General features: G+C 73.2%; 11 protein-coding genes. 3 read left to right on the forward strand and 8 right to left on the reverse strand.

What is annotated here, in order from left to right; genetic code table 11:
- Positions 1–10: 10 nt before the first annotated feature.
- The 4 genes from HHX33_RS04060 to HHX33_RS04075 form a co-directional block, all read right to left on the reverse strand.
- The gene (locus tag HHX33_RS04060) at positions 11–1,627 is read right to left on the reverse strand and encodes a thiamine pyrophosphate-dependent enzyme (RefSeq protein WP_182873405.1); all 1,617 of its coding nucleotides are present in this window, start codon (positions 1,625–1,627) and stop codon (positions 11–13) included.
- A gap of 233 nt (positions 1,628–1,860) precedes the next feature.
- Positions 1,861–2,895, reverse strand: coding sequence for an NAD-dependent epimerase/dehydratase family protein (locus HHX33_RS04065; RefSeq protein ID WP_182873406.1), 1,035 nt, complete (start codon positions 2,893–2,895; stop codon positions 1,861–1,863).
- 13 nt (positions 2,896–2,908) lie between these two features.
- Positions 2,909–3,817 (reverse strand): allantoinase PuuE, encoded by a 909-nt coding sequence (gene puuE / locus HHX33_RS04070; RefSeq protein ID WP_182873407.1) that lies wholly within the window; start codon positions 3,815–3,817, stop codon positions 2,909–2,911.
- A gap of 60 nt (positions 3,818–3,877) precedes the next feature.
- Entirely contained in the window at positions 3,878–5,254 is a 1,377-nt protein-coding gene (locus HHX33_RS04075) for an amidohydrolase family protein (protein ID WP_182873408.1), read from the reverse strand.
- Between the two features lie 300 nt (positions 5,255–5,554).
- On the opposite strand from HHX33_RS04075, the gene HHX33_RS04080 reads away from it, so the two are divergent.
- A complete protein-coding gene (locus HHX33_RS04080; protein WP_182873409.1) occupies positions 5,555–6,277 on the forward strand; it encodes an SDR family NAD(P)-dependent oxidoreductase in 723 nt (240 codons plus the stop codon).
- Between the two features lie 15 nt (positions 6,278–6,292).
- Here HHX33_RS04080 and HHX33_RS04085 read toward each other — a convergent pair whose 3' ends face one another.
- Entirely contained in the window at positions 6,293–6,976 is a 684-nt protein-coding gene (locus tag HHX33_RS04085; protein ID WP_182873410.1) for a TioE family transcriptional regulator, read from the reverse strand.
- 91 nt (positions 6,977–7,067) lie between these two features.
- On the opposite strand from HHX33_RS04085, the gene HHX33_RS04090 reads away from it, so the two are divergent.
- Positions 7,068–8,219, forward strand: coding sequence for an erythromycin esterase family protein (locus HHX33_RS04090; RefSeq protein ID WP_182873411.1), 1,152 nt, complete (start codon positions 7,068–7,070; stop codon positions 8,217–8,219).
- Here the strand turns inward: HHX33_RS04090 and HHX33_RS04095 are convergent.
- Positions 8,200–11,451 (reverse strand): BTAD domain-containing putative transcriptional regulator, encoded by a 3,252-nt coding sequence (locus HHX33_RS04095; protein WP_182873412.1) that lies wholly within the window; start codon positions 11,449–11,451, stop codon positions 8,200–8,202. The two genes, HHX33_RS04090 and HHX33_RS04095, sit on opposite strands and share 20 nt — an antisense overlap.
- Before the next feature lie 145 nt (positions 11,452–11,596).
- On the opposite strand from HHX33_RS04095, the gene HHX33_RS04100 reads away from it, so the two are divergent.
- Positions 11,597–12,793: an SGNH/GDSL hydrolase family protein gene (locus tag HHX33_RS04100; protein ID WP_182873413.1), complete on the forward strand. Its 1,197-nt coding sequence runs from the start codon at positions 11,597–11,599 to the stop codon at positions 12,791–12,793.
- A 28-nt stretch (positions 12,794–12,821) separates the two neighbouring features.
- Here HHX33_RS04100 and HHX33_RS04105 read toward each other — a convergent pair whose 3' ends face one another.
- Positions 12,822–13,274 carry a VOC family protein gene (locus HHX33_RS04105; RefSeq protein ID WP_182873414.1) on the reverse strand — a complete coding sequence of 151 codons (453 nt, stop codon included), beginning with the start codon at positions 13,272–13,274 and terminating at the stop codon, positions 12,822–12,824.
- A gap of 276 nt (positions 13,275–13,550) precedes the next feature.
- Positions 13,551–14,048, reverse strand: coding sequence for an RNA polymerase sigma factor (locus tag HHX33_RS37045; RefSeq protein ID WP_182873415.1), 498 nt, complete (start codon positions 14,046–14,048; stop codon positions 13,551–13,553).
- Positions 14,049–14,146: the final 98 nt, after the last annotated feature.

Raw genomic sequence — 14,146 nt, forward strand, 5'->3', positions numbered from 1 at the left:
AGTACTGCTCTCACGAGCCCACCTCCCAGACGATCACGGTCGGCCGCGCGGCCGTCAGCGCGGTGGCGGCCTGCTTGGCCGCCTCGGCGGCGTCCGTCACGCGGACGCCGTGGCAGCCCATGGCCTGGGCGAGCGCCGCGAAGTCGGGACGGGCCAGGTCCACCGCGTACGGCGCGATGTCGCGGTCGAGCATGTTCTGCCGGATCTCGCCGAAGCCGTGGTTGTCGAGGATCACCACCGGCAGCGGCAGTCCCAGCTCGGCGCCGGTGACCAGCTCCTGGACGCTGAACATGAACGCGCCGTCGCCGAGCAGGGCCACCACCGGGCGCGCGGGCTCCGCGAGCCGCGCCCCGATCGCCGCCGGCAGGCCGTACCCGAGGGTGGAGTATCCGACCGGCGCCAGGTAGCGGCGCGGCTCGGAGAACGGCCAGAACGGCGCGGTGCCCAGATAGGAGACCTGCGAGCTGTCGCCCACCACGACGACGTCGGCGGGCAGCTCGGCCCGCAGCGCGTCCTGCGCCTCGCGCCACCGGCCGCCGCGCTCCGCGGCCTGCTCAAGGCATCCGGTCCGGGCCTCGGCCGCCCGCCGTTCCCCCTCACCTGCCTGTTTCCCCTCTGCCAGTTTCCCGGGCCGTTCCGTTCCGCCGAGTCCGGCCGCCAGCGCGGCCAGGGCCTCCCGGGCGTCGGCGTGGACCGGCAGCGCGGCGCGGAGGTTCTTGTGCAGCTGGGCCGGGTCGAGGTCGATCCGGATGACGGCGCCGCGCGGCGCCAGGCGGTCCGGCAGCTCGGCGTCGCCGAGCTCGCTGCCCACCACGAGCAGGACGTCGCCGTCCTCCATCAGACTCCGGGCGGCGGTGAAACCGAGGAACGGGCCGACGGCCAGCGGATGGTCCTCGTCGAGCACCCCCTTGCCCGCGGTGGTGGTGACCACGGGCGCGCCGAGCGCCTCGGCGACCGCCCGCAGCGGCGCGGCGGCGCCCAGCGCGCCTCCCCCGGCGACGATCACCGGGGTCACGGCCCGCGAGAGCAGGCCGAGGGCCTCCGTCACCGCCGCCGGGGACGGCGCCGGCGGGTGCGGCGCGCGCCAGGGGCCCGGAACGTCGCCGTCCCAGGGCGCCTCCAGCACGTCCAGCGGCACCTCGATGTGCACCGGACGCGGCCGCTCGGCCGCCCAGCGGGCGAAGGTCTCGTGGACGGCGTCGACGGCCTGCGCCGGAGTGCCGGGCCGCACGCTGCGCGCCACCGCGGCGTCGGCGGCGGCCCGCTGGTCCTTCATCTCGTGCAGCCACCCATAGTCGGCGCGCTCCAGGCCGGTGGGCACGCCGGGTGAGAGCACCAGGAGCGGTACGGAGTCGGCGTAGGCGGTGCCCATCGCGGCCATGGCGTTCATCAGGCCGGGCCCGCTGGTGGTGACGACGAGTCCCGGGCGGCCGGTGACACGGGCATACCCGTCCGCCGCGTACCCCGCGCCCTGCTCGTGCCGGGTCACCACGTGGTGGATCCCGCTCGCCGCCATGCCGCGGTAAAGCTCCAGGTTGTGCGTGCCGGGGATGCCGAAGGCGAGGGCCGCCCCGTTGGCGGCGAGCGCCTCGGCCATGGCGGTCCCGGTCGTGCGCCGCGTGCTCATACTGCCCGCTCCGTGAGGTCGCGGCCGAAGCCGTGGCGGGCCGAGGGGGAGGTGTTCACGTGCCATCGGCCTCTCCGGGCGGGGTGCGGCGGGCGACACGACCAGAACACTCCTCGCCGATTTCGGTTGGGCATCATCTCGGGTTTCCAAACGGTAAATTTAGCGATTTGAGGATCTTGTTGAGTGTTTTTGAATCGGCGAGCGGCGTCGAGCGCGTGAATGTGAAACCGCCCTCACGTCGCCACGCCGGGGCTCCCCAAGGGGACGGGGTCCTCCGGGGTCCAGTGCGCGAGGGCCCACTCCCGGTACTCGCCGACCTGCCGCGGCAGGTCGCGCGGTCGCCACCCCAGCCGCCGCGCCGCCCTCAGCACGCTGTAGGTCCCGTCCTTGCCCGAACGCAGCGCGGGGTCGGCGTCGACGACCGCCCGCTCCGGGTCGGCGGCCGGGTCGGCGGCCAGTTCGACGCCGAACAGCTCGGCCAGGCGCGGCACCGGAACGGCGGCCCCGCCGGCCAGGTTGAACGCCGCGCTGCCCACGTCCGGCCTCGTGCACAGCAGGCCGAGCGCGGCGGCGACGTCGACCGCGCTGATCCAGTCGCCGGCCGCCCGGAGCGTCCGCGGGGTCACCGCCAGCGGCGTCCCGGCGACGAGGGCCCGCGCCAGGTGGTACGGCAGGGACATCAGGGTCCGTGCGGAGGTGGGCCGCTCCATCGGGCCGAACACCTTGGTGCACCGCACGATCGGCACGCTCATGCCGTAGAGGGCGGCGAACCTCCTGGCCACCAGTTCGGCGGCCACCTTGCTGACGCCGTACATCTCGTCCGGCTCCAGGGGTGTGTCCTCGTCCTGCGGCTCCGTCCGCCCGGGGTCCCCGGCGCCGTACACGGCCGCGCTGCTGACGTGGACGACCCGGCCGACGGAACCGGCGCGGCGAGCGGCGTCCAGGACGGCGGCGGTGCCCATGACGTTGACGTCGAGGAACCGCACGGGGTCCTCCCGCTCCCACTCGGGCACGAGGGTCACGGTGGCGCCGTGCACCACCGTCTCGGGCCGATGGCGGGCGAACAACGTCGCGAGTCGGGCGCGGTCGCGCACGTCGCAGCGCACGAAGTCCACCCGGCCGGCGACGTCCGCCAGATGGCCCGACCAGGCCTCGTCCGGTTCGCCCACGTCGAGGGCCAGCACCCGCGCCTCCTCGTGGTCCTGGAGGAAGCACCGGATGAACACGCTCATCACGAAGCCGCAGGCTCCGGTCACCAGGACACGCATCGCCCACTCCCCTTCACGACGCGGACGCCGGGACGGCGGGATGCGCCGCGTGCCAGTGCCGGGCGACGTCCACGCGGCGGGTGACCCACACGTCGCCGGCCCCGGCGGCGTAGTCGAGGAAGCGCACCAGGTCGGCGGCCCGGCCGGGGCGGCCGGCGATGCGTGTGTGCAGCCCGACGCTCATCATCTTCGGCCGGTCGTCCCCCTCCTCGCGCAGCAGGTCGAGCGCCCGGCGCAGATAGGCGGAGAAGCTCTCCGACTGGAAGCCGTAGGTGTTGAGGTAGCGGCCGTCGTTGTTGTCCAGGGTGTAAGGGACGACCAGGTGCGCCCGGCCGGCGGCGTGCTCCCAGTAGGGCAGGTCGTCGGCGAAGGAGTCCGAGTCATACAGGAACCCTCCCTCCTCCACCACCAGGCGGCGGGTGTGCGGGCTCATCCGGCCGGTGTACCAGCCCTCCGGCCTGCTGCCGGTGACCCTGGTGTGCAGGTCGATCGCCCGGCGGATGTGCTCCCGCTCCAGCTCGACCGGCATCTCGGCGTAGTCGATCCAGCGCAGGCCGTGGCAGGCGATCTCCCATCCCGCCTCGCGCATCGCGGCGACCGCCTCGGGACCGCGCTCCAGGGCCTCGGCGATGCCGAAGACGGTGACCGGCAGCCCCCGTCCGGTGAACAGCCGGTGCAGCCGCCAGAACCCGGCGCGGCTGCCGTACTCGTACTGCGACTCGACGTTGAGGTTGCGGATGTTGGGGAACTCCCGGGTCGGCTCCTCGGTCAGGAACGCCTCCGAGCACCGATCGCCGTGCAGGATCGAACGCTCGCCGCCCTCCTCGTAGTTGACGACGAACTGCAGGGCGACCTTCGCGCCGCCCGGCCAGCGGGCGTGCGGCGGGCGCCTGCCGTATCCCTTGAGGTCGCGTGGGTACATGGGGTTGTGCTCACCTCTCGGCGGGGGGTCGTTCGGGGGTGGTTCGGGAGTCGTCAGGTCTCAGCAGTCGGGGACGGCGGCGGCGGGCCGGACCGGCAGGAGGGGGACCACGCCGGTGTCCGCGCCCGAGTCGGCGACCAGCGGGGCGACCAGCCGTCCGCTCTGGTAGACGGCCCGCACGTCCCACAGCCGGGAGACGTCACGGGTGGCGTCGCCGCCGACCACGAGCAGGTCGGCGAGGCGGCCGGGCGCGAGGGCGCCGACCTGGTCGGCGATGCCGCAGGCCTCGGCGGCCACGGCGGTGGCCGCGCGGATGGCCGCGAGCGGTGTCAGGCCGGCCGCCACGGCGAGTTCGATGCCGTGCTGGAGCCCGCCGAAGGCGACGTCGTACGGACCGGCGTCGCTGCTGATCGCGATGCGCGGGCCCAGGCCGTCGGCCAGCATCGACGACAGGATGCCGAGCTTCATGTCGAAGTACGCCTCGATGGCGGAGACCCGGCCCTTCTCCACGTCGCCGAGCGGGCCGTGCTCGGCCCGCCGGCGCAGGTCGACCAGCGTCTCCCAGCCGCCGGTCTGGGCGGTGAAGCTGATGAAGGTGCCCGCGTCGTGCACCGTCTGGGCGACCGCCGGGTCGTAGACCATGCGGCCGCTGGAGGCGACGCCGCCGCCGAACTCCATCATCTCGCCCGGCACGAGGAACTCGCCGTGCTCGATGCAGTCGAGGCCGGCCTCGACCGCGTTGAGCATCGAGGACGTGGCCCGGCAGTGAGCGGTGGTCAACCGGCCGAGGCCGTGCGCCGTCTCGACGGCGACGCGCATCTCGGCGGCGGTGTAGGAGGAGTAGTAGGGGATGTTCCCGGCCGTCGCCCCACCGGAGGCCATGATCTTGATGTGGTCGGCGCCCTCGGCCACCAGGCGGCGTACGGCCGCGCGGATCTGGTCGGCGCCGTCCGCGACCCCGTTGCACCAGTAGAAGTGCCCGTACGAATGAGTGATGGGGCGGCCGGCCAGCAGCATCCGAGGCCCTCTGACGTAGCCCCGCTCGACGGCCCCCCGCACCTCGAACACGATGCGGTTGCGTCCGCCGTTGTCCCGGATCGTGGTGACTCCGGAGGCGAGATGCCGCTGCAGGTTGCTGACGGCGATGAGCGCCATCATCTCGTCCGAGTCGAGAACCTGCCGCTCGTAGGGGGTGCCGTCTCCGGTCAGCGTGATGTGGCAGTGCGCGTCGACGAGACCGGGGACGACGGTGGCGTCCCCGTAGTCGATCACGCGGGCGCCCGGACGGGCGAGGTCGGCGGCGGCGTCCGCCGCGGTGCAGACCCGCACGACGCGGTCACCCCGCATCTCGACGACCGCGTCGTGCAGGACGTCGTCACCGAGGGCGGGATACACCCGCGCCGCCCGTAGAAAGCGCTGGTCCGAACTGGGGTCCACTGGTGTCCTTTCCTGCCGGGCGGCTCACGTTCCTCAAATGTGACAGAGCTCTTCCAGAGTTGTCTAGGGGTCGCCGGTCGTTCACATCGATTTCACACGGGCCGCCGGCGCCACCGCAGGGCGGCCTCGCAAGATGGCACAGGGTGGGGCTGTGTTATCAAACTTTGACGCCTCGAAGCCTGGACATCCGGCAGTGGCGGCGGCATATTGTCACCCCCGAAGCTCGGTCAAAGTTGACGTACATTTACACGATCTGACAGATGCCCGAAGATGCCGGGGATCCGGGAGAGAGGAAGCACGATGCCTGGAACCGTCCTGGTGACCGGCGCCGCGTCGGGAATCGGCGCCGCGACCGCGAGACGGCTGCACGAACGCGGCTGGCGGGTGTGGGCGGCCGATCTCGACGAACAGGGCCTGGGCAGGCTCGGTCCCGAGGTCGTCGGCCGGGTGATGGACGTGACCGACGAGGTCGCCGTCGATTCACTGCTCCACGATGTGGAGGAGGCCGAAGGACGCCTCGACGGGGTCGCGGCCTGCGCGGGGATCAGCTATACCGCTCCGGCCCCCGAGACTCCCCCGCGGACGTTCGACGAGGTGCTCAACGTCAACCTGCGCGCCGTCTTCGTGCTGGCCCGGGCGGCCCTGCCGCTGCTCGCCCGTTCTTCCAGCCCTTCGTTCGTGGCGGTCGCGTCCGAACTCGGCACGGTCGGCGCTCCCGGGCTGAGCGCGTACAGCTCGTCGAAGGCGGCGGTCATCAACCTCATGCGCGTCCTCGCGCTGGAGAACGCCGCGCAGGGCATCCGCTTCAACGCCGTGGCGCCGGGCGGCACGAGGACACCCATGCTGGAGCGGGAGCAGGCGCGCCTCGGCAGGACGCTCGCGGACTCGGCGGCGAACATTCCGCTCGGCCGGCTGGCGGAGCCCGCCGAGATCGCATCGGTCGTCGAGTTCGTGCTCTCGGCCGACTCCTCGTTCATGACGGGCAGCGTTCTGGTCGCCGACGGCGGCTACACGGCCAGGTGAGCCGGGTGACCCGGTTCAGGGTTCGCGGGTGCGGAGGTAGGCGTCCAGGCCGGCGGCGCCCCTGAGCATGGCGCGGCCCCGGGCGGACAGCCGGGCCTGCCAGTCCCGCAGGGCCGACTCCAGCGGGGCGACGCCCCCGGCGGAGCGGACCTGGGCGATCAGCGGGGCGATCTGCTCCAGCAGGTAGCCACCCCGCCTGAGCTGGTGGGCCAGCCGGGCGTCCCGTACGTCGTCGGCGCCGTAGACCCGGTAGCCCGTCCCCGGGTCGCGGCGCGGCCGGACCAGCCCGGCGTTCTCCCATTTGCGCAGGGTGGCCGGGCGGAGGCCGAGCCTGCGCGCCAGCGGGCCGATGAAGGTGTCGCCGCGTTCCTGCGGCACGGGCGCGAGGTCGCGGAGCGCGGCCTCGACGGCCTCCAGGGTGCGGCGGTCGTCGAGGAGCCGGGCGTGGCTCTCGTCGACGATCCGCAGCGCGTCCTCGGTGGCGCCCCGGTTGACCGCCTGCATGATCGACGTGGCCGTCTGGTGACCGTGCCCGGGCACGAGGGCGAGGAACGCGCGCAGCGCCTGCGCGTGCAGCGTCGTGTAGACGCGGTAGCCGGAGGCGGTGCGTCCCGCGGCGGGCAGGATGCCGGCGTCCTCGTAGTTCCTGATCGCCTGGGTGGACAGGCCGTGCTCGCGCGCCAGGTCCACCGGCCTCATGGATACACCACCGATTGAAGGTCCATCATGACGAGAGCGGGGTTTAATCGGGCAAAGTTTACATCGAGAGTTCAACGATACCGTCGAAGGCATGGATATCAAGGACACGGCCCGGCCGCTCGACGGCGCGGGCGTCTCGGCGTTCCTCCGGTCGTTGCCGGCGGAACCCCTGCTGCTCGGACTCGGCGAGGCCAGGCATTTCGTGGACGAGCTGGGCGAGGTGCGCAACGAGGTCTTCCGGCATCTGGTCGAGCACGAGGGCTACCGGTCGTTCGCCATCGAGAGCGACTGTCTCATGGGCCTGGTGGTGGACGACTACGTCAGGACGGGCGCGGGCAGCCTCGACGAGGTCATGGAACGCGGCTTCAGCCACGGCTTCGGCGCGTCACCGGCCAACCGCGAGCTCGTCCGCTGGATGCGGGCCTACAACGAGGAGCACGACGAGAAGCTCCGGTTCTTCGGGTTCGACGGCCCGCTCGAGTACTGGGCGGCGAGCCCGCGCCAGGCGCTCACCGCCCTCCACGCCCTCCTCGACGGCCCACTCCCCTGCTCCCCCGAGACCCTGGACGAGCTTCTCGGCCCGGACGACCGGTGGTCGGACGAGGCCACGGCCAGGGATCCGGCCCGGTCGATCGGACGGTCCGCCGAGGCCCGGCGGCTGCGGCTGATCGCCGACGACATGGTGGCGCTGCTCGCCACGCAGGTTCCGCGGCTGAGCGCGGAGGACAGGGAGCGGGCGGCACTGTACGGGCGCACGGCCGTCGGCCTGCTCCGCTACCACCACTGGATGGCCGACGCGTCCCCGGCTCGGTGGACCCGGCTGTCGGCCCAGCGGGACGCGATGATGGCCGCGAACCTGCGGGCCGTCGCCGGGCACGGCCCGGCCCTGGTCTTCGGCCACAACCTCCACCTGCAGCGGAACAAGAGCGCCATGCCGTTCGGCGACCAGACGCTGGAGTGGTGGAGCGCCGGAGCCATCACGGGAGCGCACCTCGGCGACCGGTACGCCTTCCTCGCCTCGGCCCTCGGCACGACCGGCGACGACACCCCGCCCCCGGACACCGTCGAGGGCGTCCTGTCCACGCTCCCGTGGGACCGCGCCCTGGTCGACGCCCGCCGCCTGGTTCACGCCGTCACCGAACCCACCCCGCGCGTCTCGGAGGATTTCCGCTACTTCCCGCTCGACCCGGCCCGGCTCGACACGATCGACGGGGTCGTCTTCCTCAAGCGGGCCCTGGTGTGAGCGTGCGCCGTACATGAAGTGACGCCGAGTTCACGTCCAGCTCCCAGCCTTTCGCGTAGGCCGCGGCGAACTCCTCCCCGCCCAGCGTGGCCCGGCTCCGGCGGGTGAGCTCACGGACCTGCGGATCGGTGTGATCGTGCGCTCCCCGCAGCCGGGCGGCGGCCCCGAGCAGTACGGCCGACTCGTGGTGCCGCCCGCGCGTCCCGGCGAGGGCGGCCGCGTTCACCGTCACCAGCGACAGGATCGGCAGTTCCCGGGTCGCCAGCGCGGCCGCGTACGCCTCCCGCAGCGCCTTCTCCACGCCGGACAGGTCGCCGAGCGCCAGGCAGAGCGCGGCCCGCGCGCTGCCGGCCAGCGTCCGGGCGTGGCCGGAGGGGAACGCGGAATCGTCGAGCAGGCGCCGCTCGGCGTCGTCGAGCAGGTCGGCCGCCCCGGACAGGTCGCCGAGCCGCACCCGCACGTCCGCCTCCCGCGCGTCGACCAGGACCAGCATCTCCGCCGACGACGCGTGCAGCGCACGCTCGCGGGCGGAGCCGATCAACGCCATCGCCCGGTCGGTGTCGCCGCGCCGGATGTGCACGTCGATCCAGCGCAGGTCGCTGTAGAGCTGGTCGCCGAGGCTGAGCGGGCCGAACTCGCCCGCCAGCACCCGGGCCTCGCGCAGGTCGGCCAGCGCGCCGTCGAGGTCGTCGTATCGCCGCAGCCAAGCGCGCATCGGCAAGGTGGCGGCCTGGCCCCACCGGTCACCGGCCTGCCGGAAGCGGGCCAGGGCGGCCGTCACGTGGACACGCGTCCGGTCGAGCGCGCCCGCGTTCTCGGCGATCTCGGCCAGGAACATGTGGGCCAGCCCGGACAGCCACACGTCGTCGCCGTCCGCCAGACGCTGGAAGATCGTTAGCGCGGCCTGCTCCTCCCGCAGGAAGAGCAGGATCGGGCCGAACACGCGGTAGTGGCTCGGCAGCTCCGGATGCGCGAGCAGCCGTTCCGCCAGCTCGCGCATCTCCGCCCGGTCGTCGGCGGCCTCCCGGGCGGTGATCCCCGACAGGATGTCCGCCCGGTTGAGCAGGTGGACGGCTCGGGCGCAGTCGCGCTCGGGCGCCGGCCCGCCGCCGGGCACCGCCAGGACCTCGTCCAGCCAGTAGGCGGCGTCGGAGTGGCGGCCGGACATCTGCCAGTACCAGATCAGGGTCAGGGCGAGGGTGGTCGCGCCGGGAGAGTCACCGGCGGCGCACAGGTGGCGCAGCGCGGCGAGCGCGTTGTCGTACTCTGCGCCGATGGCCCGCATGGCGGTCAGCTGGCCGGGCCCGCGCAGCCGGGAGTCGTGGCGGGCCGTCAGTTCGGTGAAGTGGGCGGCGGCCAGGCTGCGGGCCGTGCCGAGATCGCCGGTGCCGGCCAGGCGGTCGGCGCCGTACTCGCGGATGGTCTCGAGCATCCGGTAGCGCCCGGCGCCGGGCGCGAGCTGCAGCAGCGACCGGTCGACGAGGGCGGCGAGCAGTTCGGGCATCTCCCCGGTGGGCACGGTGGTGCCGGAGCAGACGGCGGTGGCGGAGGCGAGCGTGACGCCGCCGGGCAGGACGGAGATCCGTTCCGCCACGGTGCGTTCGTGCTCGTCGAGCAGCTCCCAGCTCCAGGCGATGACCGCGCGCAGGGTGCGGTGGCGGGGTGGTGCGGTACGGCTGCCGGTGGTGAGCAGCCGGAACCGGTCGGAGAGCCCGTCGGCCAGGTCGGGCAGCGACAGCGTCCGCAGCCGGGCGGCGGCCAGTTCGAGGGCCAGCGGCATGCCGTCCAGACCGTGCACCACGCGCACTATGTCGGGCAGCGTGATCTCGTCGACGTCGAAACCGGGCCGCACGGCGGCGGCGCGCTCGGTGAACAGGCGCACCGAGGCCGCGCTTCGGGCCGCCTCGACGCCGTCGTCGCGGCCGGGCAGTGCGAGCGGGGCCAGCGGCACGAGCGCCTCGCCGTCGACCGCGAGGGGTTCCCGGCTGGTGGCGAGCACGCGCAGCCCGGGGCAGCGGGGCAGCAGCGCCGCGACCAGGTGGGCCACGGCGCCGATCAGGTGCTCGCAGTTGTCGACCAGCAGCAGGATCTCCCGGCCGCCGAGCTCGCCGGCGAGGACGTCCAGCTCGTCTCCCTCCACCCGCTTGCGGTCGGCGAGCATCGCGCCGCCCCGCGACCCGATCCCGGCGAGCACGGCCGCGGCGAGCTCCGCCGGCTCGTTGAGGGACGCGAGGTCGACGAGCCAGGCGCCGTCGCGGTACTCGTGGCGGTGGCGGCGGGCGGCCTCCAGAGCGAGCCGGGTCTTCCCGGCGCCGCCGGGGCCGAGGACGGTGACCAGGCGCCCGGTGGTGAGCAGGTCGCGGATGCGAGTGAGGTCGTCGTCGCGGCCGACGAAGCTGGTCAGCGGTTCGGGGAGGGTGCCCGGCCGGATCCGGCCGGGCTCCGTCACCCCCTGACAGGGGCGCAGCAGGCGCAGATGGCGTTCCCGCAGGGCGGTGCCCGGGTCGGCGCCGAGTACGTCGGCCAGATCCCGGCGGATCCGCTCGTAGACGGCCAGCGCCTCGGCCTGACGACCCTGCGCGGCGAGCGCGTCCATCAGCAGCGCGGCCGCCCGCTCGTGGACCGTGTGCTCGCGGACTGTGTGCTCGGCCAGCAGCCTGGTCAGCCGGGCGGCGGCCACGTCGGCCCGCCCCAGCGACAACTCGGCGTCGGCGAGGTCGGCGACCGCCTCGATCGACACCTGTGCCAGCCGCGTCGCGACGGTGGGCGCGACCGCGGCGACGACCGCGGGTTCGGCGCCCGGATGATCGCCCCACAACGCCATGGCCTCGGCGAGCGCGGCGATCGCCGCCTCCGGGTCACCTGCCCGCAGCCTCTCCCGGCCGGCGGCGGTGAGCTGCTCGAAGCGCAGCGCGTCCACATCGGCCGCGTCCACCGCCAGCCGGTAGCCGCCCGCGCCCTGAACGACCACGTCACGGGCCTCGCCGGTCGGGGTGAGGGCGCGGCGCAGCCGGGAGACGAGAGTCTGCAGGGCGGGGCCGGGGCCGGACGGCGGCTCCTCGGCCCAGATCGCGTCGACCAGTACGCCCGGCTCGACCCCGCGGCCTCCGGCGAGCGCCAGCCGGACGAGCAGGCCCTGCAACCGCGCTCCGGGAACGGGCAGGACGGCGTCACCACGAGACACCTGGAACGCGCCGAGCAGTGTGATGCGAAGCCGTGCAACTCCGTCCATTCCTCAATCTTCGTGCGCTCCCCCACGAGACTCCAAAAGAAGAACAGCCGTGTCAGCGCGATGCCGGCGCGTGTCAGCGCCGTATTCGCCCCGTGTCAGCGACCCGCCTCAGTCTTCGGATCCCGACGAACAACGGAGACGACGTATGACCGAGACGACCAACGCCGGCAGCTGGGTCAGGAGCTGGGGCGCCTCGCCCCAGGCGGCACATGACGGGCTCGGCTCGCTCGACGGACACCTGCCCTTCGCGGACGTGACCCTGCGCCAGGTGGTGCGCATCAGCGGCGGCGGGAGCCGGATGCGCGTCCGCATCACGAACGAGTTCGGGACCGCGCCCCTCGACATCGGCGCGGCGCGGGTGGGCCTCGCGGCGCCCGGTGGCGGGGTTCAGCCGGGCAGCGAGCGTGTGCTGACCTTCTCCGGCGCGCCGCGCGTCACCGTCCCCGCGGGCGCGCCGATCCTCAGCGATCCGGTCGACCTGCCCCTGCCCGCCCTGGCCAAGCTGTCCATCAGCCTCCATCTGCCGGGGCGCGTGGAGACCTGCACCTGCCACGACCCCGCCCTGGAGACCGGGTGGACGATCCCGGGCGACGCCGTCGCCGCCCTCACGCTGCCGGAGAACGCCGAGGTTCTGCCGGTGCGGGCACTGCTCTCCGCCGTCGAGTTGCTCCCTGACGGCCCGGCCAGGACCATCGTCGTGGTGGGCGACTCCCGCACCGACGGCGCCGGTTCGACACCGGACGCCAACCGCAGCTGGCCGGAGCTGCTGGCCGCGCGGCTCATCGAGGGGGGCGTGGCCACCGGATACGTCTCCAACCAGGGCATCAGCGGCAACCGGATGCTCAACGACGGCATCGGCGCCGCCGCCCTGGCCCGCTTCGACCGTGACGTGCTGGCGACGCCCGGCCTCGGCTACGTGGTGCTCTCCGTCGGTGCCAACGACATCGCCGTCTCCTTCGCTCCGCGGGACGACGGTCCCCTGGCCGGTTTCCTGAAGATGTTCCCCGGCGCGCCGGTGACGACGGACGACGTCATCGCGGGTTACCGCCAGCTGATCGCCAGGGCGCGCGAACGCGGCGCGCGGGTCTACGGCACCACGATCGCGCCCTACGAGGGCGCGGAGGTCTTCACGCCGGAGGGCGAGAGCGCACGGCGGACGGTCAACGACTGGATCCGGACCGGCGGCGCCTTCGACGCCGTGCTGGACTTCGACGCCGTCTGGCGTGATCCGGACCACCCCGGTCGTATCCGTGCGGACTTCCACTGCGGCGACCATGTGCACGGCAGCGACGCGGGCTACCAGGCCTTGGCCGACTCCGTGGACCTGTCGCTGTTCGGCTGAGGGGGCGGGGGCGGCGGGCAGGCGCGGCCTACGTGGCGCAGAACTCGTTGCCCTCCGGGTCGAGCATGATCCACCAGTGGCCGGCGGGTCCCTTGTCCACCTCGCGGACACGGGTCGCGCCGAGGCCTTCCAGGCGCGCCACCAGGGCGTCGAGGCCACCGGGCTCGCCGTGCACGTCGATGTGCAGGCGGTTCTTGCCGGTCTTCCCCTCGGGTACGTCCTGGAAGAGCAGGCGCCGCCCGAGGCCGACGCCGCTGGTGGCGTCGAAGGGATCGTCGGGGTGGCGGATCGCGGCGTAGCCACGGAAGATCGTGCGGCCGTCGTGCTCGGCGACCGCCTCCGCCGGGAGGTGACCAGCGGCCAGCAGCCGCCCGACGAGCACGCTGGGATCCTCCACCTCGTAGCCCAGCGCCGCGGCCCAGAAGTCCGCGAGCACGGGCGCGTTCACACTGTCGACGACCAGCTTCCAGCTCAATGCCATGTAACTGGTTATAGTGGTTACACCGGCGCGGGCGCAACTCGCGATCCGGGGTCCCTGTAGTCCGGGGGAGAATCCGGTCGGATTCCATCTGCGGCCGGCGGCGAGTCAGGCCAGCAACGTGATCACACCAGCCAGCGACATCGCGGCGATGGGTACCGTCACCACGAGGAGGGCTGTCGTGCCGAGCCGGCGGCGGATGAATTTCGGGTTGTGGGCCATCACGATGCCCCTTTCATGGTCAGGTCCGGTGTCGGATCGCCAGGTAGGCGATCCCGATCAGGACGAGGGCGAGCACCAGCCGAACACCTGGTCGGTGGCGAACAACGGAATCCGGCGTGTCAGCAGCCATCCGCCGTAGGCGGCCCAGACCAGGCAGAACACGGTGAGCAACGCGAACGCCAGATGTGTGCGGCCGGGCAGCGGGCCGGGCTCCGTCCACCACAAGGTGCCCATGAACACCGCGCCGGCGACGCCGGCCAGCAGTGCCGCCACCGCCCGGATCCGGGTTCTCAGCGACAGCACCGGCGACAGCCGGTCGGTGACCGACCGCCGGGCGATCGTGAACAGCCACGGCGCGAACCGGCCCGGCTCCCTGAGGCGGGGCAGGCCGCGGACCACGGCCAGCCAGACCTCCTGCGCCACGTCGTCGGCCCGCTCGGCATCCAGCATGCGCCGTACGTACGTCCATACCGGCATCCGCCATCGAGCCACCAGCTGGGCCAGCGCCGCGCGCTCGCCCAGCTGAGCGCGAGTCACCAGCAGCTCATCGGTCATCTCGTCCTCCCGTCATCTTGCACAGTCGGGCGAGAAGCCAAGAAGGTTCACGATCCCCGGATCTCTCCGGGCGCCACTGCGGTCTGTTCGTGGCGCCC

Origin of the sequence: Microbispora sp. H10670 (assembly GCF_014161385.1) — a bacterium.
GTDB classification, from domain to species: domain Bacteria; phylum Actinomycetota; class Actinomycetes; order Streptosporangiales; family Streptosporangiaceae; genus Microbispora; species Microbispora triticiradicis.